Here is a 25803-nt window from a genome sequence, read left to right as displayed (position 1 = left end):
TCTATTATATATGTTTTGCAAAAGAAAAAACGAGCAAATTGCGTTATGCAACTTGCCCGTTTTTCTTTTCGTTATTTTTTTTCTGATCACGATTCATTAATGGATAGAAGGCAAAACCGATTACGAATAAACCAATTCCGAGAAGGAATGTTTTTATATCGGATGCACCGGTTTTAATAACCCATAGTGCGTAACAAAGTGCGATCACTGCGACTATACCATCTGTAATTCTTGCCCGCATTTCATTTTTATACGTTTCACCAGTTGCGACTAGTTTTAACTGGAAGATCGGTGAAACGAGATATGGAATGAGGTAGGCCAGTGTTGATACGGTAATAACGAATGTATAAGCTTCCGCAATGGTTCCTGATAATGTTGAGAATAGGAACACTTGCGACATAATGTTTGTTAATCGTAATGAGTAAATTGGACTTCCTTTTTTATTTGTTTTCGTGAAGAAGGAAGGGAAGAAACCTTCTTTTGCTGCTTGATAAGGTACTTCTGAGCTTAATAAAATCCAGCCTAAGATCGAACCGAATAGGGAAGTAAGAGCAAGTAGTGCCATCAGTTTCCCGCCGCCGTGACCCATTGCAGCATTTAATGCATCTGCTAATGGACGTTCAGAAGCTTGTAATGTATCAACGTGAAGGACACCCATTGTTAAAATTGTAATTCCTAAGTAAATCGCAACTGTAATAAGTAATCCAGCAACTGTTGCGCGTTTTACCGTTTTTGGAGAAACAGCACGGTTTGATAAAAGAACCGCTGATTCAATTCCGATAAATGCCCAAAGTGTTGTAAGAGCAGCTAAGTTTACTTGTGAAAGAAGACCGTGTGATACACCTGATTTATCGATCATCGGTGTGTACCATTGTCCAAACTTAGAAGCTTCGAATGCAAATAACGTAACGACGATGAATAAAAGGAATCCAGTTACTTTCGTTGTTGTTGCTAAGAAGTTTAGCTTTCCAGCTCCGCTTACACCGTTAGTTAATATAATATGAGTTCCCCAAAGTAAGATGGAACAAATCGTAAATGTAATTAGTTTTCCGACTTCTATGTTAAACGAACCGATTGAAAATAGTAGTCGTGTATCTTTCATAATTGGGAAGAAGAGTGATAAATATCCCGCAAATGATGTAATGATGGCAACGTTACTTGCCCAGTTTGCAACCCAATATCCCCATACCATACTGAAACCAGCCATTTTTTTCTTTTTTGGTGTTGAGAATAAGGCATATGCATGACTTTGTGGTCCTGTCGTTAAATCAGGACGACGAATTGCTAAATTACCGAAAACAAGAGCTAGCATTAAAACACCAAACCCTGTTGTTAACCAAGCTAAAGTGACACCGAGAGGGCTTGCTGTTTGTGCCAACGTACTTGGCACCATGAAAATACCAGCGCCAACCATGTTACCGACAACGAAAGCTGTGAGTACCCAAAAGCCCCATTTTTTTTGTTGCATAGAAAATACCTCCAAAGTTAGTATAACCAAGTCAAGCGAGGAGATATGTATGTCTTCCTGAGTCAGGAAGAGAAGTCCCAAACAAAACAAAAAAAGCACGTAATTTGCCGCTACATGCTTTCTATCTTATAAGAAACCCACGACATACCTCTCGATAGCTCTCCACAAACGAAACGTTTGTGACAGTTCTGCACTTATTAAATGCAGACCCAGCAAGTGTGCATGGTGGACACAACTTACTTCGGCAACCATTCCTTTCTCATTCCTTCATCAATGCCACTACATCTCCGGAAATGATACTCTTAATAATTGCAACCTCTACCTCACCGAGATACGAATGAGGATTTAAATATTAAATTAACGTATTTAAGAGTAACAAATGAATTTTTATACGTCAATGGATATAGTAATAATCAGATTATAGAGAAGAGTTTGTGATTAAAAGTATGAGGGATTATTATGTAATATTGAATTTTCATAATATAATAAATGTTATTAGCGCTAGATGATTGAAAAGGGGATGAAGTATATGTCTGTATGTCATAAACATTCAGTAATAGGTGTGTTAGATTCGGGAGTTGGGGGATTAACAGTTGCGAGCGAAATTATAAGACAATTGCCTAAAGAGAGCATTTATTATATTGGTGATAATGAGCGTTGTCCGTATGGGCCAAGAAGTGTAGAAGAGGTACAATCTTTCGTATTTGAAATGGTTGAGTTCCTCAAACAGTTTCCGTTAAAAGCTCTAGTTGTAGCATGTAATACTGCTGCAGCTGCTGCATTGGCTGCGTTGCAAGAAGCACTTTCTATTCCGGTTATTGGCGTTATACATCCGGGAGCAAGAGCGGCTATTAAAGTGACGAAGAAAGGGAAAATCGGAGTAATTGGAACTGTAGGTACGATAAAATCTAATATGTACGAAAAAGCATTACATGAGCTTGATACATATTTGAAAGTGCATAGTCACGCGTGCCCGACTTTAGCTACAGTTGTAGAAAATCAATTAGAAGATACAGCATATGTAACGCAGCAAGTGAAACAAGCTTTACTGCCATTAACGAAAGAAGATATAGATACGTTAATTCTTGGGTGTACGCATTATCCACTTTTAGAGTCTTATATAAAAGAGGAACTAGGAGAGGGTGTAACGATTATTAGTTCTGCAGAAGAAACAGCGATAGAGTTAAGCACAATTTTACAGCACAAAGGAATTCTGGCTGACAATTTGAATCCTAAGCATCGATTTTTTACAACAGGCTCTGTTTCATCATTTGAACATATTGCTGAGCGATGGCTAGGGTATCAAATTTTTGTAGAATGTGTACATTTGCCGATGAAAAATGCGTGTATGTATAATTAGGATGTATTAAATTACTTTTTTAATAAATCAGGTTCGTTTCATAAGAAGGAAAGAATAAGCTTTTAATTGAAGTGTTTAAGGGCAGTTCAATTAAAGGGGAGATTGGATTATGGAATTATCAAGATCTCAATTATTTGCTTTAGAGTATATTTCAAAATATGCAGAGAACGAAAAACGTGAGGCGAAAGCAACAATTAATCATATACTTAACATGTCTAATATTACAGAGGAAATATTTGAAGAAGCTGTCGCTAATTTAAAATCTCATGCAAGGATTGCTTTACACTTTCATCCAGACAGACTAGATTCGAATATGAAAAGTGTTGCTGAAGCACTGTTTGAGCAAGGAGTATATAAAAGTCAGTTTGAAACATTGCTATCTAATGGAAGCGTATCTGCTTATCCTGGTGGTGAACGTGACCTTTGGGAAAAGAGAATATTTGGAGGAGCATATCAACTTGAAGGTGTAACGAATGATCAACGGCCAAAGTATGGAGCTCTAAATTTGATGTTACATCCAGATGGGCCTGCTCCGCGTTTTGGATCATGTTATTTTCTCTTATCTCCAAAAGTTTCTTCGCGCTCTACATATACATATTTAGATTCGCATCAAGATCCGAAAGAAAAGGGGACTTATGAGGAGTTTGATATGATTTTAGCTGCTCTTTTGGAAGAGACATTTGTAAGAGATTTTGCAATTGGTGAAGGAAATTTGACGCCAACAACATTCATGAATCATTTACTGGCTAACCTGAAAAGGCCGTTTATAGATTTAGTAAGCAAAGAGCCAGCCCGTAATCTTAATCATTATATTGAAGCGCAAGTTCATGGAGAGATTTCTCTTAAAGAAGACGTGGAAGCGCTTGTTGCAGATCCTTCATTTAAGGGTACGGATGTAGGAAGAACTTTAGAAGAAATTTGCCTGAAGTATTCTATAGGTTTGTATTGGCACATGGGTTTTGTACTTATGGTAGATGAAGTTCCGATGAATTTTAGAGGTTCAAAAATGCCATCTTTAGCAAGACGAATTGCACGGAATCATTGTATCGATGCAAATATAATTGGCTCTGCTGTAGTTGATTTGAAACGCAATCCATTATCTTGGAGTGATCGTGGAACTTATGAAGAAGTGCTTCAGGAATTAAAATTATTATGGCATGTTTTAGTTCGATTTGGAAAACCAAATCAGAAGTTGAACTAAATCCTTCGTTTTTGAGAAGTATCTATATAGAAAAGAAGCTGATCTAAAATTAGATCAGCTTCTTTTTATAAGATTAAACTAAGTTTAATACAGTTACTTTTTCACGTGTCATAGACTCAAGGCTCTTACGAATACCTTGTGCGCCCATACCTGAACCTTTTACACCGATGAATGGGAAGTGGTCAGGGCCGCGCTCTGTGCGTCCGTTAATTTGAACAGAACCAGTTTCGATTTTGTTAGCAATTGCAAATGCTTTGTTAATGTCTTTTGTGAAGACACTTGCTTGTAAGCCGAACTCTGATTTGTTAGCAATTTCAATTGCTTGCTCATCAGAAGAAACACGGATGATTGGAAGGATTGGGCCGAATGGCTCTTCCCAAGCAACTTTCATTTCTTCTGTTACGTGGTCGATTAATGTTGGGTAAATTAAGTTACGCTCACGTTTGTTACCGATAACGATTGTTGCACCTTTTTCAACAGCATCGTCAACTAAGCCTTGAACGAAGTCAGCAGATTTATCGTCGATTAATGGAACGATTGTGCTGTCTTGTTCTGGAGATCCAACTGATAGTTCAGCTACTTGCGCTTTTAATAAGCTAACAAGTTCGTCGGCTACGTTTTCGTGTACAAGTACACGTTTAATAGCTGTACAACGTTGACCAGAGTAAGAGAATGCACCGCTTACGATATGGTTTGCAGCATCTTGTAAGTCAGCATCTTCACGAACGATACCAGGGTCTTTACCACCAAGTTCTAATACAAGTGGAATCATTGCAGCTTTTTTCGCTAAATGTTTACCTGTGTTTGTACCACCTGTGAACGATACCATATTGATGCCTTCGTGTTCTACTAAGTAGTCACCAATTACAGAACCGCGTCCTGTTGCTACGTTTACAAGACCTTTTGGAAGGCCAGCTTTATGAAGTGCTTCAACCATTTTAATACCGCTAATTGCACCTTGAGTTGCTGGTTTGAAAATAACAGCGTTACCCATAATTAGTGCTGGTGCAAGTTTTGCAGCAGATAAGTTTACTGGGTAGTTAAATGGTGCGATTGCTAATACAACACCAAGTGGTGCACGTTGGATGATTGCAAGTTTAGATTTCGTTCCGCCAGGGAAGCTATCGCCCATCATGCTTTCTCCGTGCATATGTAAAGCTTCTTCGATCGTGTAACGAATGAAGTCAGCTGTACGAACAACTTCTTTCTTCGCATCTTTATATCCTTTACCGACTTCTTTCATAATGATATCGGCAATTTCATCTTGCATATTTACGAGCTCATCAGCCCATTTATATAAATATTTTGCGCGATCTTGTAGAGAAGCTTCCGCCCATGATTTTTGAGCTTCTTTTGCAGATGCAATTGCTTCATCTACTTCTCCGCGAGTAATTGCTTGTACTTGTCCAATTACTTCGTGTAAGTATGGAGATGGAATTTCAATTGTTTCTCCTGAAGAGCTTTCTCTCCATTCTCCGTTTAAATAAAATTTGTACGTATTGCTAGTTGTCATGATTAGTCCTCCTAAAATAGCAACTTGTAAGAGTGAGTATAAGGTGATTGTAGGGGGTTTGATAACATTTTTCAAATGAAATGTTTGTGAAAACGATTTCTTATTCTTTTTTTATTTTGTATGCCCTTTCTTACAGAAGATTCTCTTATTTCAAAATGATATATCATATATTTTTTGTTTGATGTGTGAAAAAACAATTGACAGAATACTCAATAAAGTTGTAAGATTATAAATGGAAAATAAATGAAGGGGGTGTGCGTAATGATTGTAATCGTAAATGTAATGGGCTTAGCTCTGTTAAATGGCAGAAAACATTTATATCATTACGCAACCCGTGCGGATATATAGGGCATCTTTGTCTTATAAAAAGCGTACGTTGCGTATATCGTAACGTACGCTTTTATGCATTTTTGTGCATATCGTCAAGCGACGGTATGCTTTTTTTTGTTTATTTTCCATGTTACTATATAAAATTTTGGAAGGTGGAAAAATGTGATGAGATTGTATGGGTTACGAAATGTAAATGTGATGGGTCTGGATAGCGGATAAAGAAATGAGATTGAAACGAGAACGAGAAGGGAGAGGTTACATTGTTATCAGTATTACTAAAGTTAAAATGGTTTTTTAAAGAACATTGGAAGAGATATAGTATCGCCATTGGAGCTCTTTTAATTGTGAATATAGTTGAAGTTATTCCCCCGAAAGTGTTAGGGGTTACGATTGATAATATAAAAACAGGAACGTTATCAAACGAAGCTATTATACAGTCTATTCTTATCTTAATAGGGGTTACGATCGTTGGATACGGTCTTACTTTTGTGTGGCAACATCAATTGTTTGGCGGTGCATTCGTACTGGAGAAGACGATGCGCTCTAAATTTATGGGGCATTTACTTAAGATGACACCCACGTTTTATCAAAAAAATCGTACTGGTGATTTAATGGCGAGAGCGACAAATGATTTAAAAGCAATCGCTATGACAGCTGGTTTCGGTATATTAACGCTCGTGGATTCGAGTTTATATATGCTTACGATTGTCTTTATGATGGGATTTACAATTAGTTGGGAGCTTACATTTGCGGCACTTATACCGCTTCCGATTATGGCGTATGCGATGAATATATATGGAAAGAAATTGCATGAAAGATTTACAGTTGCGCAAGATGCGTTCGGTGATATGAACGATAAAGTACTAGAGTCAATAGCTGGTGTGCGCGTGATTCGTGCATACGTACAAGAAAATGCAGATCAAGAAAGATTTCATCATTTAGGAGATGACGTCTACGAAAAAAATATGAAGGTAGCTAGAATTGATGCACTATTCCAACCAACTGTGAAAATGCTTGTTGGTCTTAGTTATTTAATTGGTTTAGTGTACGGCGCATATCTTGTATTTCAATCAAAGGTGACACTTGGCGAACTTGTTTCCTTTAACGTGTATTTAGGGATGATGATTTGGCCGATGTTTGCAATTGGCGAATTAATTAATGTTATGCAAAGAGGAAATGCTTCATTAGACCGTGTAAATGAAACGTTAGCGTATGAACCGGATGTTAAGGATCCGAAAAATCCAAAGCTTGTACAAGAGCCGGATTATATTCAGTTTGATGACGTTACCTTTTCATATCCTTCATCAACTGAAACAAATTTAAAGAAGGTTTCGTTTACATTAAAACAAGGGGAAACGCTTGGGGTTGTTGGAAAAACAGGAAGCGGAAAAACGACGCTCGTACGTCAGCTTCTTCGCCAATATCCGCTTGGCGATGGAGATATTGCAGTCTCTGATGTGACGTTAGATAAAATAACGAATGAAAATGTACTTGGATGGATTGGGTATGTACCGCAGGAACATATTTTGTTCTCAAAAACAGCGAGGGAAAATATTTTATTCGGGAACCGAGAAGCGACGGAAGAAGAACTTGAGAAAGCGATTGAAATTGCGGCGTTTACAAAGGATTTAGAGTTTTTACCAGAAGGATTAGAAACGCTCGTTGGAGAGAAAGGTGTTTCTTTATCAGGAGGGCAAAAACAAAGGATTTCAATTGCGCGAGCTGTTATTCAAAATCCAGAAATTTTAATTTTGGACGATTCTTTATCAGCTGTTGATGCTCGTACGGAAGCAGCGATTATCGAAAATATAAGAACAGAAAGAAGCGGAAAGACGACGATTATTACGACGCACCGTTTATCAGCCGTACAACATGCGGATTGGATTCTCGTTATGGATGAAGGTGAAGTAATAGAAGAGGGTACGCATGATCAGCTTATCAAAAGCGGAGGCTGGTATGCTGAGCAGTTTGAAAGACAACAAGGTGAAAGTGAAAGTGCGGATAGTGGGGTGAAAATATGAGTGTTTCAAAAAGATTGTTTCAATATGCGATGAAAGTGAAAGGGACGATTTTTGCAGCGATGCTAATGTTATTTATTTTTGTCATCGCAGAGCTTGCTGGTCCTTTCGTCGCAAAAACGATGATTGATGATCATATCGTTGGAATTGAGAAACCTTGGTATGAAACAGAAAAGAGTGAAGAGGCTGTTTCGTATAATGGTACCTTTTATAAGCGAAGCGATCGCTTTGAAGAAGGGGAGAAAAAAGGAAAAGAAGTACGCGTGATGCAAGTCGGTTTTCAATATTACTTTGTGCCGAATAAAGTGAATGCTGAAGGGTCGCGTACTGTAAAAGGTGATATGATTACCGTTCAAAATGGTAAGGCGGTGCAAGTGTATAAAGCGAAAGCATTAACGAAAGAAGAAGTGTTTGCGTTTTATAAACCAGAAATAAACCGTCTATTATTACTTGGTGGTGGCTATTTCGCTTTATTAGTAGTCGTTTCACTATTTGCATACGGAAAGCAATTTTTCTTACAGAAGGCAGCGAACAAAATTATTCAAATTATGAGGGAAGATGTCTTTTCTCATATTCAAACGTTGCCGATTCGTTATTTCGATCATTTACCAGCAGGGAAAATCGTGTCGCGTGTAACGAATGATACGGAAGCTATTCGTGATCTATACGTAACGGTACTTGCGACATTCGTTTCTAGTATCATCTATATTATTGGGATATTTGCCGCGCTATTTTTACTTGATGTAAAACTGGCAACGCTATGTTTACTCATCATCCCAATTTTAATTGTTTGGGCGATCCTTTATAGAAAGTATGCGTCTGTATATAATCATAAAATGCGCTCACGTTTATCTGATATTAACGGAACAGTGAATGAATCCATTCAAGGTATGCCGATTATTCAAGCGTTCCGTCAAGAGCGTGAAACAAAAAAAGAGTTTGAAGAATTAAATGGCGATTATTTTAAGTATCAAAATAAAATTTTGAATTTAAATGCCGCAACTTCTCATAATTTAGTGTCTGTATTAAGAAATATCGCTTTCACAGGTGTGATTTGGTATTTCGGTGGCGCTTCATTAAGTGCTACAGGCGTCATTTCTCTAGGTATACTGTATGCGTTCGTTGATTATTTAACACGATTGTTCTCACCAATTACAAATATGGTGAATCAGCTTGCTAACTTAGAACAATCGCGTGTTGCATCAGAACGTGTTTTTGAATTGTTAGAGGAAAAAGGGGAAGCAGTAGAAGAGGAACGTATGCCTCGCTTACAAGGAAACGTGAAATTTGATAATGTGTCGTTTTCTTATAATGGAAAAGATGAAGTGTTAAAAAATATTTCTTTTGAAGCGAAACAAGGCGAGACAGTGGCACTTGTCGGTCATACTGGATCAGGAAAAAGTTCCATTATGAATGTACTATTTCAGTTTTATGAGTTTGAAAAAGGAAAGCTTACAATTGACGGTCACGACGTAAAAGAGATGCCAAAACAAGCAACTCGTGAACATATGGGAATCGTACTGCAAGATCCGTTTTTATTTAGCGGGACAGTTGCATCTAATGTAAGTTTAGAAAATGAAAAAATTTCAAAAGATCGCATCATAAAAGCATTGCGTGATGTTGGTGCGGAAAGATTTGCGAACAATATAAATGAAGAAATTACGGAGAAAGGAAGTACTCTTTCAACCGGAGAACGTCAGCTTATATCGTTTGCTAGGGCACTTGCTTTCGATCCAGCCATTTTAATTTTAGATGAAGCGACATCTAGTATTGATACAGAGACAGAAGCGATGATCCAACAAGCACTAGAAGTTGTGAAAAAAGGAAGAACGACATTTATTATTGCTCACCGACTTTCAACAATTAAAAGCGCAGATCAAATTATTGTGCTTGATAGAGGAACAATCTTGGAAAAAGGTTCTCATGATGAATTAATGAAAAAGCGCGGGCGTTATTACGATATGTATAAAACGCAAATGGAAGGAAACCAAAGCGCATAATATGTATAGAGAAGAACTTGCGATTTTCGCAAGTTCTTTTTTTAGTGAATCAGGGCAGTTAAATAAGAAGTATTATTTTACCTTTCGTACAATAAATGCTATATTAAAAAATGTTACTTATTTTTTGTATGTAGCATTATTTTTCCCTTTTGTTTGATTATGAAGAAAAAGGATAAACTAAATAAGAACATTTTCATTGAAAAATTGTTCAAGATTGCATACAATCAATATAGTTTTTAAATTCCTATCAGAATACTTGGAGGATTACCATCATGAAAAAATTATTTTCAGTACTTGCAGTAACTACATTAGCGATCGGGATTGTAGCTGGCTGCGGTAAAGAAGAGAAAAAAGATACAGCTAGTCAAGACGCGTTACAAAAGATTAAACAAAGCGGTGAACTTGTAATTGGTACAGAAGGTACATATCCACCATTTACGTTCCACGATTCAAGCAATAAATTAACTGGATTCGATGTTGAATTAGCAGAAGAAGTTTCAAAACGTTTAGGAGTAAAGCCTGTATTTAAAGAAACGCAATGGGATAGCTTACTTGCTGGTTTAGATGCAAAACGTTTCGATATGGTTGCGAATGAAGTTGGTATTCGTGAAGATCGTCAAAAGAAATATGACTTTTCTAGTCCATACGTTTCCTCTTCAGCGGTATTAGTTATTGCAAAAGATAAAGATAAACCTGCTACATTTGCTGATGTAAAAGGATTAAAAGCAGCACAATCTTTAACAAGTAACTATGCAGATATTGCTAAGAAAAATGGCGCGGAAATCACGAATGTAGAAGGCTTTAGCCAAGCGGCAGAATTATTAAACACTGGCCGTGTTGATTTCACAATTAATGATAAATTATCAGTGTTAAACTATTTAGAAACGAAGAAAGATGCAAAAATTAAAATTGTAGATACAGAAAAAGAAGCGTCACAAAGTGGATTCTTATTCCGTAAAGGTAGCGACAAGCTAGTACAAGAAGTAAACAAAGCGTTAGAAGATATGAAAAAAGACGGTACGTACGACAAAATAGCGAAAAAATGGTTCGGTGAAAATGTATCTAAGTAGTGCATTGGTTTCAGATCGATTGTCTACTTGGATAGATATTATGCAGTCTTCCTTCATGCCTATGCTGAAGGAAGCTGTTTTTACAACAATTCCATTAACGCTTATTACATTTATTATCGGGATTATACTTGCGACGTTAACGGCGCTTGCACGTATTTCAGGTAGTCGTATTTTACAATGGATTGCTCGTATCTATGTATCTATCATTCGCGGAACGCCACTTCTTGTACAATTATTTATTATTTTCTATGGTCTTCCAACTCTTAATATTGAAGTTGAGCCATATACAGCAGCAGTTATTGGATTTTCATTAAATGTCGGTGCATATGCATCTGAAATTATTCGTGCTTCGATTCTTTCCATTCCGAAAGGGCAGTGGGAAGCAGCTTATACAATTGGGATGACATACCCGCAAGCGTTAAAACGTGTTATTTTACCGCAAGCAACGCGCGTATCAATCCCGCCGCTTTCAAATACATTTATTAGCTTAGTGAAAGATACTTCATTAGCATCGTTAATTTTAGTAACGGAAATGTTCCGAAAAGCGCAGGAAATTGCGGCAATGAACTACGAGTTTTTAATTGTTTATTTTGAAGCAGGTCTTATTTATTGGGTTATTTGTTTCTTACTATCAATCGTACAGCAGATGTTAGAGAAGCGTTCAGAACGCTACACGTTAAAATAATACGTTAAAATAATCCTTTTACAAAAGGAGTTTTTGTTTTTATGATTTCAATTCAGCACTTACAAAAAAGTTTCGGAGATAATACCGTACTAAAGCATATAGATTTATCAGTTGAGAAGGGCGAAGTTGTTGTTATTATCGGGCCGTCTGGGTCTGGTAAAACAACATTCTTGCGTTGCCTTAACGTATTAGAAACACCAAACGCAGGTAACATTCGTATCGGCAATAAAGAGCTTAACTTCTCTCGAAAAGTATCGAAGAAAGATATTGTTAACCTTCGTACGCAAACAGGTATGGTATTCCAGCACCATAATCTATTTCCGCATTTAACAGCACTTCAAAATGTAATGGAAGGGCTCGTTACAGTGAAGAAGATGGGGAAAGAAGAAGCGAAGAAAAAAGCAAACTATTTCCTTGAAAAAGTTGGTCTTGCGGATAAAGTAGACTTATATCCGTTCCAATTATCAGGCGGACAACAACAGCGCGTTGGAATTGCTCGCGCGCTTGCGATGGAGCCTGAGGTGTTACTATTTGATGAGCCGACGTCAGCACTTGATCCTGAACTCGTTCAAGAAGTTCTGAAAGTAATGAAAGAACTTGCTAAAGAAGGCATGACGATGGTCATTGTAACGCACGAAATGCGCTTTGCACATCAAATTGCAAACCGCGTTATTTTCATGGATGGCGGTGTCGTCGTCGAACAAGGTACACCAGAAGATGTATTTACAAATCCAAAAGAAGAACGTACGAAGAAGTTTTTACAAATGTTGCAATAAATTAAGGAAGGTCTCAAGGCATATGCCTTGAGACCTTTTTGCCATATATATTTATTTGTGGAATCCGCCAAGGCTTTGCTCAGCCATTGCAACTAGACGTTTTGTAATTTCGCCACCAACAGAACCGTTAGCACGAGCCGTAGAATCTGCTCCTAATTGTACACCAAATTCTTGAGCGATTTCGTACTTCATTTGGTCGATTGCAGCTGTTGCTCCTGGTACTACTAATTGATTTGAAGAATTTTGGTTTGCCATAGGAATATATCCTCCTTAGAGTTATAAAAATTTTTTTTGGTTGGACTAGCTGGAGTTGAACCAGATTATCGCCCCGGTTGGCGCTAATCCATCGGTAATTAAGTTTGTACTCATAGTATGGATGTTACCTAGAAAGATATACAAAATAATAATTTGTAAATTTTGTAAAAAAATCTTAGTGATTTCGTAAAGTATGAAATAAGAGTAATCGTTGTATTTTTAAGAAAAAAGGCTAAACTAAGAGCGTTATGAAATATGTTTTTCTTTTTGTATCCCGTTATTTGGGGCAAATCATTAACTTCTTATTTATTACATTTAAATCGGTAGCAACTTCATAGTTCTATTTTGAGTAGGAATGGGACAGAAGGCCGCTCCTATGCATAGATAGATGCTTGTAAATGATAACGTATGGAGGAATCGTGATGGGAATTTGCCCGCTTTGCAACGCATTAGAATCACAAACATATTCTTGTCAAAATTGCCAAAGTATACTCCAAGATTATGGGAAGGCTGTAGATTACATAGACGATTATAGTGCGTATATGGACCAAGAATTATTAAGTGCAGTAGATGGATTAACACATAATAATTCAAATGAATACTGCAATCATATTTTTTATTGCGGAGTATGTAATGTGGAAACAGAGGTTGTAGTAAAACTTGTGTAAATAGAAAACTTCCACCTTATGAATGAGGTGGAAGTTTTTGTTTTCGTATTTGTGAGTGAATCATAGGGGACGGGATATGCTCGGTGCTTGAGGAAGACGCTGATTTTATTTGAGACATTTTTTCTTTTGCATCGCGCAAAGAATGTTCAGTTAAGTAGATGGCATATTCGTAAAATAATTGGCGCGTCAGTTCACTTTGCTCTTTTAACTTTTCATCTTGGAATACAGTTCGCCCAGGCTTAGAGTTTGCTTCAAAGAGCCACGGATTTTCCTGCGTGTCTAAACCGATATCAAAACCGATTTCTCCAATATTTCCGGTTACTTGTTCATCGAGCGCGTAACTGATTTGTAAGGCTGTATGTTTTAATTTATTTTCAATTTGAACTTGTTTTGTTGAATCTGGAAAAAGTTCTTGCAGTAATTTTGTATCACCACCGCTGTTTACATGCGTTGTTAAGCTACCTTTGCCAGCAATTTTTGCGACGATCGCACTGACCATCCATTGCCCGAAATGATTTTTATTTGTATGAATGCGGAAATCAACAGGTTGCCCATCGAAGCGAAGTAAGGGAATACCTTGTTGTACGATAAACTTTTTTAAATCATGTCCTTTTAACACATGGTTCAGAAGCGTTTCTAATGATTGGTACTTTCTTAGTTTATTTTCTTCATTTTCACGATAACGACAGTAGTAGCAATTCTCTGCCTGAGAATAAAATAGTTGATGAATATTTCTACCGAAGCTGCCGTGAATCGGTTTCATGTAAATCGATTTATACGTACCGAGAAATCGTTCTACTTGTTCGAAGTGTTGAAATGTTTCTGTGTTTGGTAATAATGGCATGAGTGCATCATCTTTCATAAGAAGTTGATGCACTTCCCATTTATTAAAAAATCCTGGATTAAACCATGGAATAGCATAGTCATGCTCTAATTTTCTTTTTGCTCTTACGATTGGTTTATAATTTTCGGCTTTACGATTTGGTAATCGGTCATAAATGACATTCGGCAAAGGGACTTTTTTCTTTATCCACTGCTGCTCTTGAAAGAAATATCCTTCAATTGTTTCGTCTTCCCAGTCAATATGTTGCACACCAAAAACAAATACAAATGGTCGCAAGGTGAATGGCGGCGTTAGTAACTCGCCAAGGGATGTTGAACGGTTTCCTAAAGGGTTAGAAGAGTCATCGTTAAAACCAGTTGTAAAAATCCCGATTAATGGTCCGAAAATAATGGTTTCATTTTGAGTGAATGCATGGATAGTAGTGGAATGAGGAAGTAAAAGCTTTTCTGCAATTTGTTGTCCGATAATGATTTCGCGAGTAAAGGAATAATGAATTTTTACATCTTCACTTGCAACATGGCGTACGCCGAAGGAAAGGGATGTAATTGGTGGTGTAATGGAAAAAATATAAGGTAAAGTAATACTATTTGGATGCTCATCTGAAATATTTAATGTATATATGTGCTCTTTCAAAATGGGTTTACCCCCTTTCATTATGGTGTGAAGCGACTAAATTTTAGTGGTCCATGATATATTTTTTCGGCTAATGAATCACTATGACGAATGTAATGTTCGTACGGGGGAATCGTGTTGACATACATAAGCCAAATGGCCCCCTTTTGATCCATAATGGTGGAAAGCTCTAGCTCGAATAACGAAGAATAAGATTGATCTAGTGTTTGAAACACTTCATTTATAATGTCTTGTAAAGCGTCTTGTAATAGTTGTACACCGGTACTAGATAGTACGTATTTAATTTTTGAAAATGAATGTAGCGAGGAATCATCCGTTGCCGAAAGTAAAAGTTGATTTGGAAATGAGCTTTTTTGTATAAATTGACCGATAACGTTCCACTCGTGTTCTTTATTTTTTTGCAAAATGGTTCGAATATGGAGTGGGTATGTTAATTGATTTGGTGGTTGTAGCATGGTATGGGTGATGTAACGTGCTGAACGTATATTAGATTTGTACCAAGATATAAATTCATCAGTCCGTTTCATTTGAGCAGAAGTATGATATGCGTCATTTATTGTATCAATATGAAACGTTTTATTTTTATAAGCGACCCGGTACAGACTATCATTACAATGTGTATTAGTAGGACGTATAATAATATCTTTTGTTTTTAATAACAGTTTGAAAACGTTTTGTATCGTTGCTATTTCAAATTTTGGTATATAAGGAGATAATTTTTTATTCGTGAGAAATACATCATGTAGTTCGCTTAAGTCAATGAGTGTGTTATTTAAAAAGGTAGTGGTAGGACGGTTGTGTAATGAGTGAATAATTGACTTTGTTTTTTTGAGGTCTGTTTCCTCGTTAAAAGAAGAACGATCGTATATATAAGAAGGAATAGGGAATGTTTGCTCTTTCCATTTCCCTGTATCTGTATCATAAATCAGACCAGAAATAAGATCTGTTTTAGGATCAATACCAAATGGCGTAAACTGGGCAACGACATTATGATAAAGCCGAGCGCGTTTAGCGATTTCGGTGTAATACGTTTGCTCATAATGAGGGTGCGAAGTTAAAATACCGAGAACCAACGAAATCACTCCTTTACTAACAAAATGTTGACATAATAGGCGAAGCTATATATTGCAAATACGTTTTTATACCATTATACTTTTGTCCGTATGATGATATGCTATAGTTTTGGAGAAGCGAAAGGTTGATTGTAATGAATATATGGTTAAGTATGTTAACGACGACAGGGCTCGGAGCAATTATTGGAGGATTCACAAATCATTTAGCGATAAAAATGTTATTTCGTCCTCATCGCCCTATTTATATTGGTAAGTTTCAAGTGCCATTTACCCCAGGATTAATTCCGAAGCGCCGTGATGAGCTTGCTGTTCAATTAGGGAAAATGGTTGTAGAGCATTTGTTAACGCCAGAAGGAATCGGAAAGAAGCTAACAAATGAAGAGTTTCAAAAAGGTTTAATCCAATGGGCACAAGTAGAAGTGGATAAAGTAATTACGAATGAACAGTCGTTAAGACAAATGTTAGAAAAATGGAACGTAGCGCATGTAGAAAAAGAGGCAACCGAGAAAATCGAACATGTGATTACAGAAAAAATAGAGGCATTTTTAGCGGAGTACTATACATATACATGGGAACAAGCTTTACCTCATTCTGTTCATGAAAAAATAGAGAATGCGATCCCAAATGTCTCGGCGTTTATTTTAGAGCGAGGGACTCAATTTTTTGAAAGTGAAGAAGGGAAAGCTCGTCTTTCAAAAATGATTGATGATTTCTTTGCTTCTAGGGGAACACTGCTTAACTTAGTCGGAATGTTTTTAGGGAATGTAAGTGTAGTGGATCGTGTGCAGCCAGAAGTCATTAAGTTTTTAGGGCAAGATGGCACAAAGCAGCTTTTAACTGATGTACTGCAAAAAGAGTGGGAGAAGTTAAAAGGAAGAGATGTAAAAGAATTAGAAACGTTTGTAGAAAAAGAAATGATTGTAAGCTCCATATTGTCAGCAGTTAAAGTGGAGGAAACAGTGAGTAAGTTTTTAAACCAATCTGTACAGCAAGTATGTGAGCCGGTTCGAGAAACAATCATGGAAAAGGTAGTCCCGAGTGCAGTAACGAAAGGCTTGAAGTGGGGGACAGAAAACGTAGCGAGTATATTAAATAATCTCCACCTTGCGGAAATTGTCCAGCAAGAAGTGTCTACATTTTCAACGGAGAGACTAGAGGATTTAGTTCTGTCCATTACAAAAAATGAACTAAAAATGATTACGTATTTAGGAGCATTATTAGGCGGAATGATCGGACTCGTGCAAGGACTGCTATTGTTGTTTCTTAGATAATAAGATGAGTACATAGAAATAAAAGTGAAATTTCTTCACATCTCTTGCATAGTTTGATATGGTAAGAAGAGGTGCGTATGTAAATGCACGTAAAAGGCAGTGCGAGAGAAAAGCGCTAGCCTTCTAAAGGAGGAAAAATAAAATGACAAAAAACATTCATGATGTAGCATATGAATTACAAAAAGCAATCGCTGAAAACGATGATTTCAAAACGTTAAAAGAGAGCTACGCAGCAGTTCAAGCTGATGCAGCTTCAAAGAACTTATTCGATGAGTTCCGTACAATGCAACTTAGCCTACAACAAAAAATGATGCAAGGTCAAGAAATTACTGAAGAAGACAACCAACAAGCACAAGAAGTTGTAGTTCGCATTCAACAAGATGCTAAAATTACAAAGTTAATGGAAACTGAGCAACGTTTAAATACAGTTATCACTGACGTTAACAAAATTATCATGAAGCCACTTGAAGAATTATATAACGCGCAACAACAAGCGTAATGGGAGAAGACGCTCCTAGTATAGGGGCGTCTTTTTTGTGATTTCTATTTGTATATATCATTATTTCTTGAAATACTCAGTCTCAATATTTTTCTCCTTCAAAAACTGTTCAATTTCTTTTTGCTTCCTACCATTAACTTTCTCAAAGCGTTTTGTAAAAGAAAAATCAGTTTTGAATAAGTTACCATCTTCAGCGAGTTTTTCTAATTCTTGCTCTAGTTCTATTGAAAGTGCCGTAGACGATGAAATATATGCATGAATTTCCTTCGAAGGCTGTTTGTAATCATCAGGAATCGTATTGTTACTAATAAAATCATGGAAATTCGCATCATTTTGTTTTGCTAAATTTACTAGTTGCTGTAATTTCTTTCGGTCAGATTCAGTGACATTCTCGTCAGACATGGCTGATGAAAGTGGAACGGTGTTTTCGTATAATTCTCCACTATAATCTAAATAAGTTTTTATATTTTGTTTCATTTCATCTTCGTTAATAGTTTCATTCTTTTTTGAGGAAGTGAATATAGTTTCCGGAATTTTAATGGTAACATCTTTAATAGATTGTACATCTTTTTCTTCCTTAGGTTGTGAATTGTTTGAACAAGCTGATAGAAATAAAACTGTAAGTAGCATGAGTGCGTATAAAATATATTTTTTCATATGAATCTCCTTTTACATTTATTGGTGTCTTTGTAAAATAGCTACATTCCATTTCAAATACTTTACTAAAAGTGCATATAGATGTTTGACCATTTGATAAGATATGACGGATATGAGTAAACCGCCGCAAAAAGCGATGAACACATTATAAACATCGGAATAACTAATTTGATGAAATCCTTTAAAAAATCCTAATCCTATTAATAAAATAGGTGAAATAATTAATAATGAAGTGGCGATGATCAGTGCTAGGAGAATCGGTAATAAAAAGAGTAGTACGAAAAAGGCGATAATGATAAAGGTAAAGTTTAAAACACTTAAGCTCATAACAGAGAATAATGCTGTTATCATATTTTTAAAGCTTCGTTTATTGTCAGCATTGCTTATTGTATATGAAACAGTAAGTTCTTTAGCAATAGTTTTAGGGTTTCCTAGTTTTTTAGAAATTTCCTCTTCAGATTTTCCATCTTGTTTACCACTGATAAAATGAGTTTCGTACTCTGAAATAATATCTTTCTTTTCTACATTAGGCATATTCCGCAGGGAAGAACTAAGTTGTTCCAAAAATTCATTTTTGTTCATAACAATCACTTTCCTTTATAAAATGATGAATGAAAGCTGAGAATCTTATCTTTTGAAAAGGGGATACGAATTATAAAATGCATTCCAATTAATGGGTATTCCATTATTTACAAATATATCATTTAGTAGTGTTCTTTGCAAGGTACTGTTATTTTTAAAATACTGTGATGATATGGAATTTTTTTAGATTTTTTCGAGGAGATATAAAAATGTTATTTTAGGATAAACAAAGGGGTGTAAGCGTATTCTCTATTGGTTGTCAAAATAATGTCATATTCATATTCTTGGAAAAATAATGCATTTGTAATATAATGATAAATAATGCTTCACCACATTAATTAACTAGGTGAAGTTAAAAATCTTTATTACACAAATTATGAAATAAAGGAATGATTAGTTTGAGTACAGGTGTAAAAGCAAACGACGTGAAGACAAAAACAAAAGGAGCAGATCTTGTTGTTGATTGTTTAATTAAACAAGGTGTTACACATGTTTTCGGTATTCCAGGAGCGAAGATTGACTCTGTATTTGATGTACTACAAGAAAGAGGACCAGAGTTAATTGTTTGTCGTCATGAACAAAATGCAGCATTTATGGCAGCTGCGATTGGTAGATTAACAGGAAAACCGGGCGTATGTCTTGTAACTTCAGGACCAGGGACATCAAATTTAGCGACAGGTCTTGTTACTGCGAATGCGGAGAGTGATCCCGTTGTTGCTTTAGCTGGTGCAGTTCCGCGTACAGATCGATTAAAACGTACGCATCAATCTATGGACAATGCTGCACTATTCGAACCAATCACAAAATATAGCGTAGAAGTAGAGCATCCTGATAATGTGCCAGAAGCATTATCAAATGCATTTCGAAGTGCGACTTCCACAAATCCAGGAGCTACTTTAGTAAGTCTTCCGCAAGACGTTATGACTGCGGAAACGACTGTAGAGTCTATCGGTGCGCTTTCTAAGCCACAGCTTGGAATCGCTCCCACACATGATATTACATACGTAGTAGAAAAAATAAAAGCAGCGAAATTGCCGGTTATTTTACTCGGTATGAGAGCAAGCACAAATGAAGTGACGAAAGCTGTTCGTGAATTAATTGCGGATACAGAACTTCCTGTCGTTGAAACATATCAAGCAGCTGGTGCGATTTCACGTGAATTAGAAGATCATTTCTTCGGCCGCGTTGGATTATTCCGTAACCAACCAGGTGATATTTTACTAGAAGAAGCGGACCTTGTTATTTCTATCGGTTATGACCCAATTGAGTATGATCCGAAATTCTGGAATAAACTTGGGGACAGAACGATTATTCATCTTGATGACCATCAAGCAGATATCGATCATGATTACCAACCAGAGCGTGAATTAATTGGTGATATTGCCTTAACAGTAAATAGCATCGCAGAAAAATTACCGAAACTTGTGTTAAGTACGAAATCAGAAGCAGTATTAGAACGATTACGCGCGAAATTATCAGAACAAGCAGAAGTTCCAAATCGTCCTTCAGAAGGTGTTACGCATCCACTTCAAGTGATTCGTACACTTCGTTCTTTAATTAGTGACGATACAACCGTTACATGTGACATCGGTTCCCATTCTATTTGGATGGCGAGATGTTTCCGTTCTTATGAACCACGTAGATTATTATTTAGTAACGGTATGCAAACGTTAGGTGTTGCACTTCCTTGGGCAATCGCAGCTACTTTAGTAGAACCAGGTAAAAAAGTAGTTTCCGTATCAGGTGACGGTGGTTTCTTATTCTCAGCGATGGAGTTAGAAACGGCGGTACGCTTAAATTCTCCAATCGTCCATCTTGTTTGGAGAGACGGCACATATGATATGGTTGCATTCCAACAAATGATGAAATACGGCAGAACATCAGCTACAGAGTTTGGCGATGTTGATCTTGTGAAATATGCGGAAAGTTTCGGGGCGTTAGGTCTTCGTGTTAACACGCCTGATGAATTAGAAGATGTATTGAAAACGGCATTAGAAGCAGACGGCCCTGTCATTATTGATATTCCAATCGATTACCGTGACAACATTAAATTAAGCGAAAAATTATTACCAAACCAATTAAACTAATGGAGGCAGATTTGAGATGACTGTTGCGCAATTAATTGATATTGATGCAAAAAAAACGAAAACGAGTAATGAAGTATATCAAACATCTACAATGCTTGCGCTATTAGATGGTATATATGATGGTGTGATTAGCTTTGAAGATTTGAAAAAACGTGGTGATTTCGGTATCGGCACATTTGATCAATTAGATGGTGAAATGATTGCATTTGATAATGAATTTTATCATTTACGTTCAGACGGTTCAGCAGAAAAAGTAGAGCCGGAAGAAACAACACCATTTGCGACTGTAACGTTTTTTGAAAAAGAAATGAGTTATACAGTAGAGCGTCCGATGAATCGTGAAGAAGTCGAAGCATTATTACATGAATTAATGCCGAGTAAAAACTTATTTTATGGTATTCGAATGGATGGTACATTCCGCGAAGTAAGAACGAGAACGGTTCCAAGACAAGAAAAACCGTATACACCGCTCGTTGAAGTGACGAAATCACAACCAATCTTTTCATTTAAACATACAGAAGGTACGCTTGCTGGATTTTGGACACCAGATTATGCGCAAGGTATTGGTGTAGCTGGATTCCACTTACATTACATTGATGATGAAAGAAGCGGAGGCGGACATGTTTTCGACTATGTTGTTGAAAACTGTACAATCCAAATTTGTCAAAAAGCTCATATGCATTTAGCACTTCCAGAAACAGCTGATTTTATGGCGGCTGAATTATCTAGAGAAAACTTAGAGGATAATATTGCGACTGCGGAAGGTGCGGAGTAAAAAGGGAGAGACTGTTCCATTTTGGAACAGTCTTCTTTTATTTGTAATGTCATTATTTGTCGATAAGTCGATATTCCTTGTCTAATCGTTGATATCGTTTATTTCTTTGAAACAAACGGATGCCCTTCATAATAAAAACGCCACGGATAATGTACAGCTTCTTCTGCATAGTCGATGTTAATTCGAGGTCCGGCTATTATTTTATATTGTGAGGATATGTGTTCTTCTTCTCGGACGAGTTCGATATGTAATGTATCACTTTGTAATGAGACGCCTCGTTCTTCTAAAGTGATTCCGAGTGCGCGGCATAGTTTGCCAGGCCCGTTCGTTAAATTTTTATACTGCGCCTTTGTAATGTCGGTTTTGTTGTAGCGCGCTAGTTTTATTTCTTCAATCCCGTCTACCGGTTCAAGGGCTCGAATGAGCACTCCTTGCGGGATACCAACTGGTGCTGTAATGACGTTAAAACAATGATACATACCGTAAATTAAATATATGTAAGCATGTCCTGGTGCGCCAAACATAACTTCCGTGCGATCCGTCCGTCTACCACCGTAACTATGTGCGGCCTTATCATCCGGACCTTTATATGCTTCTACTTCAACAATGATTCCGCTTCGTTTTATTCCGTCTACAATATGAACAAGTTTCTGCCCGAGTAATTTCTTTGCGACTTCTAACGTATCGCCTTCATAAAAGGAAGGAGGTGCCTGCATTGTACTATCTCCTTTACTGAGTGTATATGTATATAGTAAACCAAATTTTCAGTAGTAATTCTAACTCGTTCTATTTGCTACATTTATTTCATAAATTATGGATAGAGTACAACAGCGAAGAGGGGGAGTGCGACATGATTTATCGCTTACTAGCTCTTAACATAGATGGGACACTACTATACAACAACGGAAAAATCGCAAAAGGACTACGGGAAACAATTGAATTTGTGAAAAGAAAAGACGTATACGTTACATTATTTACGAGCCGTAATTTTCAGTCCGCTCATAAAGTAGCAAAGGCGTTAAAATTAGATTCTATATTAGTGACACACGGCGGTGCTTTTGTTTCAGCAACGTTAGATAAGCCGTATGTTCAAAGAAGATTATCGGAAGAGAAGACGTTTAACATTGTGCAAGTATTAGAGCACTTTGATTGTAACGTCCGCATTTCTCATGAACGGTTTTCAATCGGAAATCGTGAGAGAAATACACCAAACTTAATTGCACGTACTGTGTTATCGAGTGCAGATCCGTTATTTTATCCAGTTCAATTTGTAGATTCATTAGGTGATGCGCTTCGTGATCATCCAGTAGCGGCGCCAAAAATTGATGTTCTTTTCCAAACAAAAGGTGAAAAAGAACGAGGACTCAATACACTAAGAAAAGCGTTTCAAGATCTAGAGTATGTTGAGTGTGATTCAAAACGAATAGAAATTTTGCCGCAAAATGTATCAAAATTACGCGGATTACAATTACTTGGAGAGCATTTAAATATTTCGCTAAACGAAATGGTTGCGATTGGGGATAGCATGGAAGATTTAGAGGTTATTGAAAATGTAGGTCTTGGGGTAGCAATGGGGAATGCACCTGTAGAGTTAAAACAGGCAGCTGACTGGATTACACGTTCAAATAGTGAGAACGGCGTAGAGTATATGATTAAAGAACATTTCCGTAAGCAATTCCCGCTTCCATTTTTGAAGAATCATAAAAATACACCGAAACGATAAAGGAAAAACGTAGCTTTTGGCTACGTTTTTTTATTGGTTTTATCCTAAGTTTGAAAGCGTTTTACCCGAGGTAATTGTGTCTAAAATTCATACAATTCACTTGAATCCTTTAGAAAATTGTTGTAAAGTGGATGATGTTGCCAAAAAAAGTTACACCACATGAAATATTCTCCATATTAATTTTATTGAGCACCCATAAGCAAAAACACTTCGCATGTTAGTTTAGTTCACGTATTATTTCAAAAATGCATTGTAGTAATTTTATTAATTAGTTGTAGAGTTTCTTTGTTTTATTTAAATGGATTACTTTAAGTTAATGTGAGTAAGGTTTGGTATATATGAAATGAGCTTCATTTCGTAAATTTAGGAATTATAATAGGGGGAATGAATTTTTTGAGGAAATCATTTAATCAAAAAATAAAAAAAATAAGTAGTAGTTTTATAGTCGTATTACTAGTATGTATGAATTTTTTAATCCATTTACCAAATAAAGCAGAGGCAGCTACAACAGAATTAAAAGGTTTAGGTGATGTATCTTATTACAATGCAATCATTTTTGGAGATCATAGTGCAACGAGTGCGGATATTGAAGGTGCGATGGCCATTCAAAAAAATATGAATGCATCAAGTTATACAGTCTTAGCTGCTGCAACAGGAGCACATAACTTAGCTGGAGCAACATGGATAGAGGAAGGATATCCATCATTATTACTAGGTGGTCAATTTACGAAAGCGGGAGCAGGACAAGTAATTATTCAAGATGGAACAGTGGCGATGACAAAAGATGGTGATCCAGAAGGTGCAATGAAATCATCGTATGACCGTATCTCTTATAAAGAGCAAGCGGAGATTGATGCTAAATTTAAAGAGTTTAGAAAAGACGTTGATAGTGTAATTGAGGATGCGGGCCAATTACATACTGATAAACCAATATCGGGTATGACCTTTGGGATTGGTGAAGATGTAAATAATCCTAATATTTACGTTTCTTCAGGACAAAATGGAAAGGAAACATTTGATGTAAAAGATGTTTTTCTTCCGAATGTAGACAATAAAGATTTTATTGTTATTTATTCAGATGCGGAAACAGTTAATTTTGCTAGTGGTGCAATTTTGTATGATACAAAAAACACTGGGATGGCAACAGACTTAATTAATACATCTCAAGCATACGATCCTAATTCATCTTTTACTGAGTTAGCTAGTAAAGTAATTTGGGTGTTTCCAAATGCTAAAAACATAACAACTAAAGGATATGGTGTAGTAGGAAGTGTATTTGCGCCTAATGCAGTTGTAGATACAAAGGGTGGTTCAATTAACGGACAAGTCTTTCTTGGTGGATTACACCAAAGAGATGGTTTTGAGGTTCATAACTTTAAATTTAATTGGCCGAAATGGAATAAGCCATCGATTGAAAAAGTAACAGGGCAATTTGAAATTGCAAAAGTAGATGCAAGTGATGAAACAAAGTTATTACCAGGTGCTGAATTTGAAGTGTATAAAGATGGGAAACAAATAGATACATTACGAACAGATAAAACAGGTAAAGTAATATCTAAGAAATTAGAACCAGGTAAATACACACTAAAAGAAACGAAAGCACCAGAAGGATATAAATTACTAAAAGAAGAAATTGAAGTTAATGTGGAAGAGAACAAAGTAGTACAGGTAATAGTTAAAAATGTAAAAGAGTTGGGAAGCTTACAGGTAATCAAAAAGGATGCTGAGAGCAAAAATGTGCTAGAAGGCGCGGAATTTAGACTGAAAAACGAAAATGGTCAAATAGTTGGAGGGGCAAAAACAACAAATAAAGATGGTGTTGCTACATTCGAAAACTTAGTGCCAGGTAAGTATACGTTAGAAGAAACGAAAGCGCCAGAAGGTTACAAAGCGATAGACGTTACAGTAGAAGTAAACGTTGTAGCAAATAAAGTAACGAAACAAGAAGTATTGAATGAAAAAGTGAAAGAAGAAATTACAGGTCAATTAGAAATTGCAAAGGTAGATGCTAATGATACAGGTAAAACATTAGCTGGCGCAGTGTTTGAAATTTGGAAAGATGGAAGAAAAATAGACACATTAACAACAAATAAGAATGGTAAAGCGATTTCTAAGAAGTTAGAACCTGGAGATTACATCTTAAAAGAAGTTCATGCACCAGAAGGATATAAATTATCTGATAAGGAAATTAAATTTAAGATTTCTAATGAAAAAATAGAAGTTAAAAATCTTAAAATTACAAATGAAAAAGAACAAGACAAAGATCCAGAAAAACCAGGCGAAGAGACAGAGAAGCCGGGTGAAGAAACAGAAAA

22 protein-coding genes and 1 riboswitch are annotated in these 25803 nt (G+C 36.5%); of the genes, 14 read left to right on the top strand and 8 right to left on the bottom strand.

The window, feature by feature from the left end; genetic code table 11:
* Window positions 1-43: 43 nt before the first annotated feature.
* Window positions 44-1468 carry an amino acid permease gene (locus tag DN390_RS05665; RefSeq protein WP_001186296.1) on the bottom strand — a complete coding sequence of 475 codons (1425 nt, stop codon included), beginning with the start codon at window positions 1466-1468 and terminating at the stop codon, window positions 44-46.
* A gap of 147 nt (window positions 1469-1615) precedes the next feature.
* Window positions 1616-1797: riboswitch (Lysine riboswitch) on the bottom strand.
* Window positions 1798-1997: 200 nt separating this feature from the next.
* Here DN390_RS05665 and racE point away from each other — a divergent pair.
* Window positions 1998-2828, top strand: a complete 831-nt coding sequence (gene racE, locus DN390_RS05660) for a glutamate racemase (RefSeq protein ID WP_147806782.1) — start codon at window positions 1998-2000, stop codon at window positions 2826-2828.
* A 109-nt stretch (window positions 2829-2937) separates the two neighbouring features.
* Window positions 2938-4029 carry a DUF3626 domain-containing protein gene (locus tag DN390_RS05655; protein ID WP_147806781.1) on the top strand — a complete coding sequence of 364 codons (1092 nt, stop codon included), beginning with the start codon at window positions 2938-2940 and terminating at the stop codon, window positions 4027-4029.
* Window positions 4030-4102: 73 nt separating this feature from the next.
* On the opposite strand, the gene gapN is transcribed toward DN390_RS05655, so the two are convergent.
* Window positions 4103-5542 (bottom strand): NADP-dependent glyceraldehyde-3-phosphate dehydrogenase, encoded by a 1440-nt coding sequence (gapN, locus tag DN390_RS05650; protein ID WP_061677872.1) that lies wholly within the window; start codon window positions 5540-5542, stop codon window positions 4103-4105.
* Window positions 5543-6132: 590 nt separating this feature from the next.
* Here gapN and DN390_RS05635 point away from each other — a divergent pair.
* The 5 genes from DN390_RS05635 (at window position 6133) to DN390_RS05610 (ending at window position 12421) form a co-directional block, all read left to right on the top strand.
* The gene (locus tag DN390_RS05635; RefSeq protein ID WP_097950041.1) at window positions 6133-7893 is read left to right on the top strand and encodes an ABC transporter ATP-binding protein; all 1761 of its coding nucleotides are present in this window, start codon (window positions 6133-6135) and stop codon (window positions 7891-7893) included.
* A complete protein-coding gene (locus DN390_RS05630) occupies window positions 7890-9890 on the top strand; it encodes an ABC transporter ATP-binding protein (protein ID WP_147806780.1) in 2001 nt (666 codons plus the stop codon). The genes DN390_RS05635 and DN390_RS05630 overlap by 4 nt, the downstream gene beginning before the upstream one ends.
* Before the next feature lie 272 nt (window positions 9891-10162).
* A complete protein-coding gene (locus tag DN390_RS05620) occupies window positions 10163-10960 on the top strand; it encodes an amino acid ABC transporter substrate-binding protein (RefSeq protein ID WP_000732853.1) in 798 nt (265 codons plus the stop codon).
* Window positions 10947-11645: an amino acid ABC transporter permease gene (locus DN390_RS05615; RefSeq protein ID WP_000281495.1), complete on the top strand. Its 699-nt coding sequence runs from the start codon at window positions 10947-10949 to the stop codon at window positions 11643-11645. The genes DN390_RS05620 and DN390_RS05615 overlap by 14 nt, the downstream gene beginning before the upstream one ends.
* Before the next feature lie 41 nt (window positions 11646-11686).
* A complete protein-coding gene (locus DN390_RS05610; protein WP_147806779.1) occupies window positions 11687-12421 on the top strand; it encodes an amino acid ABC transporter ATP-binding protein in 735 nt (244 codons plus the stop codon).
* A 51-nt stretch (window positions 12422-12472) separates the two neighbouring features.
* Here DN390_RS05610 and sasP read toward each other — a convergent pair whose 3' ends face one another.
* On the bottom strand, window positions 12473-12676 hold the full coding sequence (sasP, locus tag DN390_RS05605; protein ID WP_000013338.1) for a small acid-soluble spore protein, SasP family: 204 nt from the start codon (window positions 12674-12676) through the stop codon (window positions 12473-12475).
* 422 nt (window positions 12677-13098) lie between these two features.
* Here sasP and DN390_RS05600 point away from each other — a divergent pair, with 422 nt between their 5' ends.
* On the top strand, window positions 13099-13344 hold the full coding sequence (locus DN390_RS05600) for a hypothetical protein (protein ID WP_000510468.1): 246 nt from the start codon (window positions 13099-13101) through the stop codon (window positions 13342-13344).
* Between the two features lie 16 nt (window positions 13345-13360).
* Here DN390_RS05600 and DN390_RS05595 read toward each other — a convergent pair whose 3' ends face one another.
* Together DN390_RS05595 and DN390_RS05590 are read right to left on the bottom strand one after the other, a co-directional pair.
* On the bottom strand, window positions 13361-14821 hold the full coding sequence (locus tag DN390_RS05595; RefSeq protein WP_147806778.1) for a YheC/YheD family endospore coat-associated protein: 1461 nt from the start codon (window positions 14819-14821) through the stop codon (window positions 13361-13363).
* Window positions 14822-14841: 20 nt separating this feature from the next.
* On the bottom strand, window positions 14842-15894 hold the full coding sequence (locus DN390_RS05590) for a YheC/YheD family protein (RefSeq protein WP_147806777.1): 1053 nt from the start codon (window positions 15892-15894) through the stop codon (window positions 14842-14844).
* 134 nt (window positions 15895-16028) lie between these two features.
* Between DN390_RS05590 and DN390_RS05585 the strand changes: the two genes are divergently transcribed.
* Window positions 16029-17165 (top strand): DUF445 domain-containing protein, encoded by a 1137-nt coding sequence (locus DN390_RS05585; protein WP_147806776.1) that lies wholly within the window; start codon window positions 16029-16031, stop codon window positions 17163-17165.
* A gap of 142 nt (window positions 17166-17307) precedes the next feature.
* Window positions 17308-17664, top strand: coding sequence for a YlbF/YmcA family competence regulator (locus DN390_RS05580; protein ID WP_060629704.1), 357 nt, complete (start codon window positions 17308-17310; stop codon window positions 17662-17664).
* Window positions 17665-17724: 60 nt separating this feature from the next.
* Here the strand turns inward: DN390_RS05580 and DN390_RS05575 are convergent, their stop codons facing one another.
* Complete coding sequence (locus DN390_RS05575; protein ID WP_147806775.1) at window positions 17725-18321, bottom strand: NDxxF motif lipoprotein; 597 nt, start codon at window positions 18319-18321, stop codon at window positions 17725-17727.
* Window positions 18322-18339: 18 nt separating this feature from the next.
* Window positions 18340-18903, bottom strand: a complete 564-nt coding sequence (locus DN390_RS05570; protein ID WP_147806774.1) for an HAAS signaling domain-containing protein — start codon at window positions 18901-18903, stop codon at window positions 18340-18342.
* Window positions 18904-19301: 398 nt separating this feature from the next.
* On the opposite strand from DN390_RS05570, the gene alsS reads away from it, so the two are divergent.
* Both alsS and alsD read left to right on the top strand, forming a co-directional pair.
* Window positions 19302-20990 (top strand): acetolactate synthase AlsS, encoded by a 1689-nt coding sequence (gene alsS, locus DN390_RS05565; RefSeq protein WP_060629707.1) that lies wholly within the window; start codon window positions 19302-19304, stop codon window positions 20988-20990.
* Window positions 20991-21006: 16 nt separating this feature from the next.
* A complete protein-coding gene (alsD, locus tag DN390_RS05560) occupies window positions 21007-21765 on the top strand; it encodes an alpha-acetolactate decarboxylase (protein WP_147806773.1) in 759 nt (252 codons plus the stop codon).
* 98 nt (window positions 21766-21863) lie between these two features.
* On the opposite strand, the gene DN390_RS05555 is transcribed toward alsD, so the two are convergent.
* On the bottom strand, window positions 21864-22481 hold the full coding sequence (locus tag DN390_RS05555; RefSeq protein ID WP_147806772.1) for a DNA-3-methyladenine glycosylase: 618 nt from the start codon (window positions 22479-22481) through the stop codon (window positions 21864-21866).
* Window positions 22482-22615: 134 nt separating this feature from the next.
* Between DN390_RS05555 and DN390_RS05550 the strand changes: the two genes are divergently transcribed.
* Both DN390_RS05550 and DN390_RS05545 read left to right on the top strand, forming a co-directional pair.
* A complete protein-coding gene (locus tag DN390_RS05550; RefSeq protein ID WP_060629710.1) occupies window positions 22616-23488 on the top strand; it encodes a Cof-type HAD-IIB family hydrolase in 873 nt (290 codons plus the stop codon).
* Window positions 23489-23881: 393 nt separating this feature from the next.
* The coding region (locus tag DN390_RS05545; protein ID WP_179955738.1) for an MSCRAMM family protein at window positions 23882-25803 on the top strand (1922 nt) is incomplete at its 3' end.

Source organism: Bacillus sp. SH7-1, from assembly GCF_008042405.1.
GTDB classification, from domain to species: Bacteria; Bacillota; Bacilli; order Bacillales; family Bacillaceae_G; genus Bacillus_A; species Bacillus_A thuringiensis_N.
This window is presented reverse-complemented; position numbering and strand designations above follow the sequence as displayed.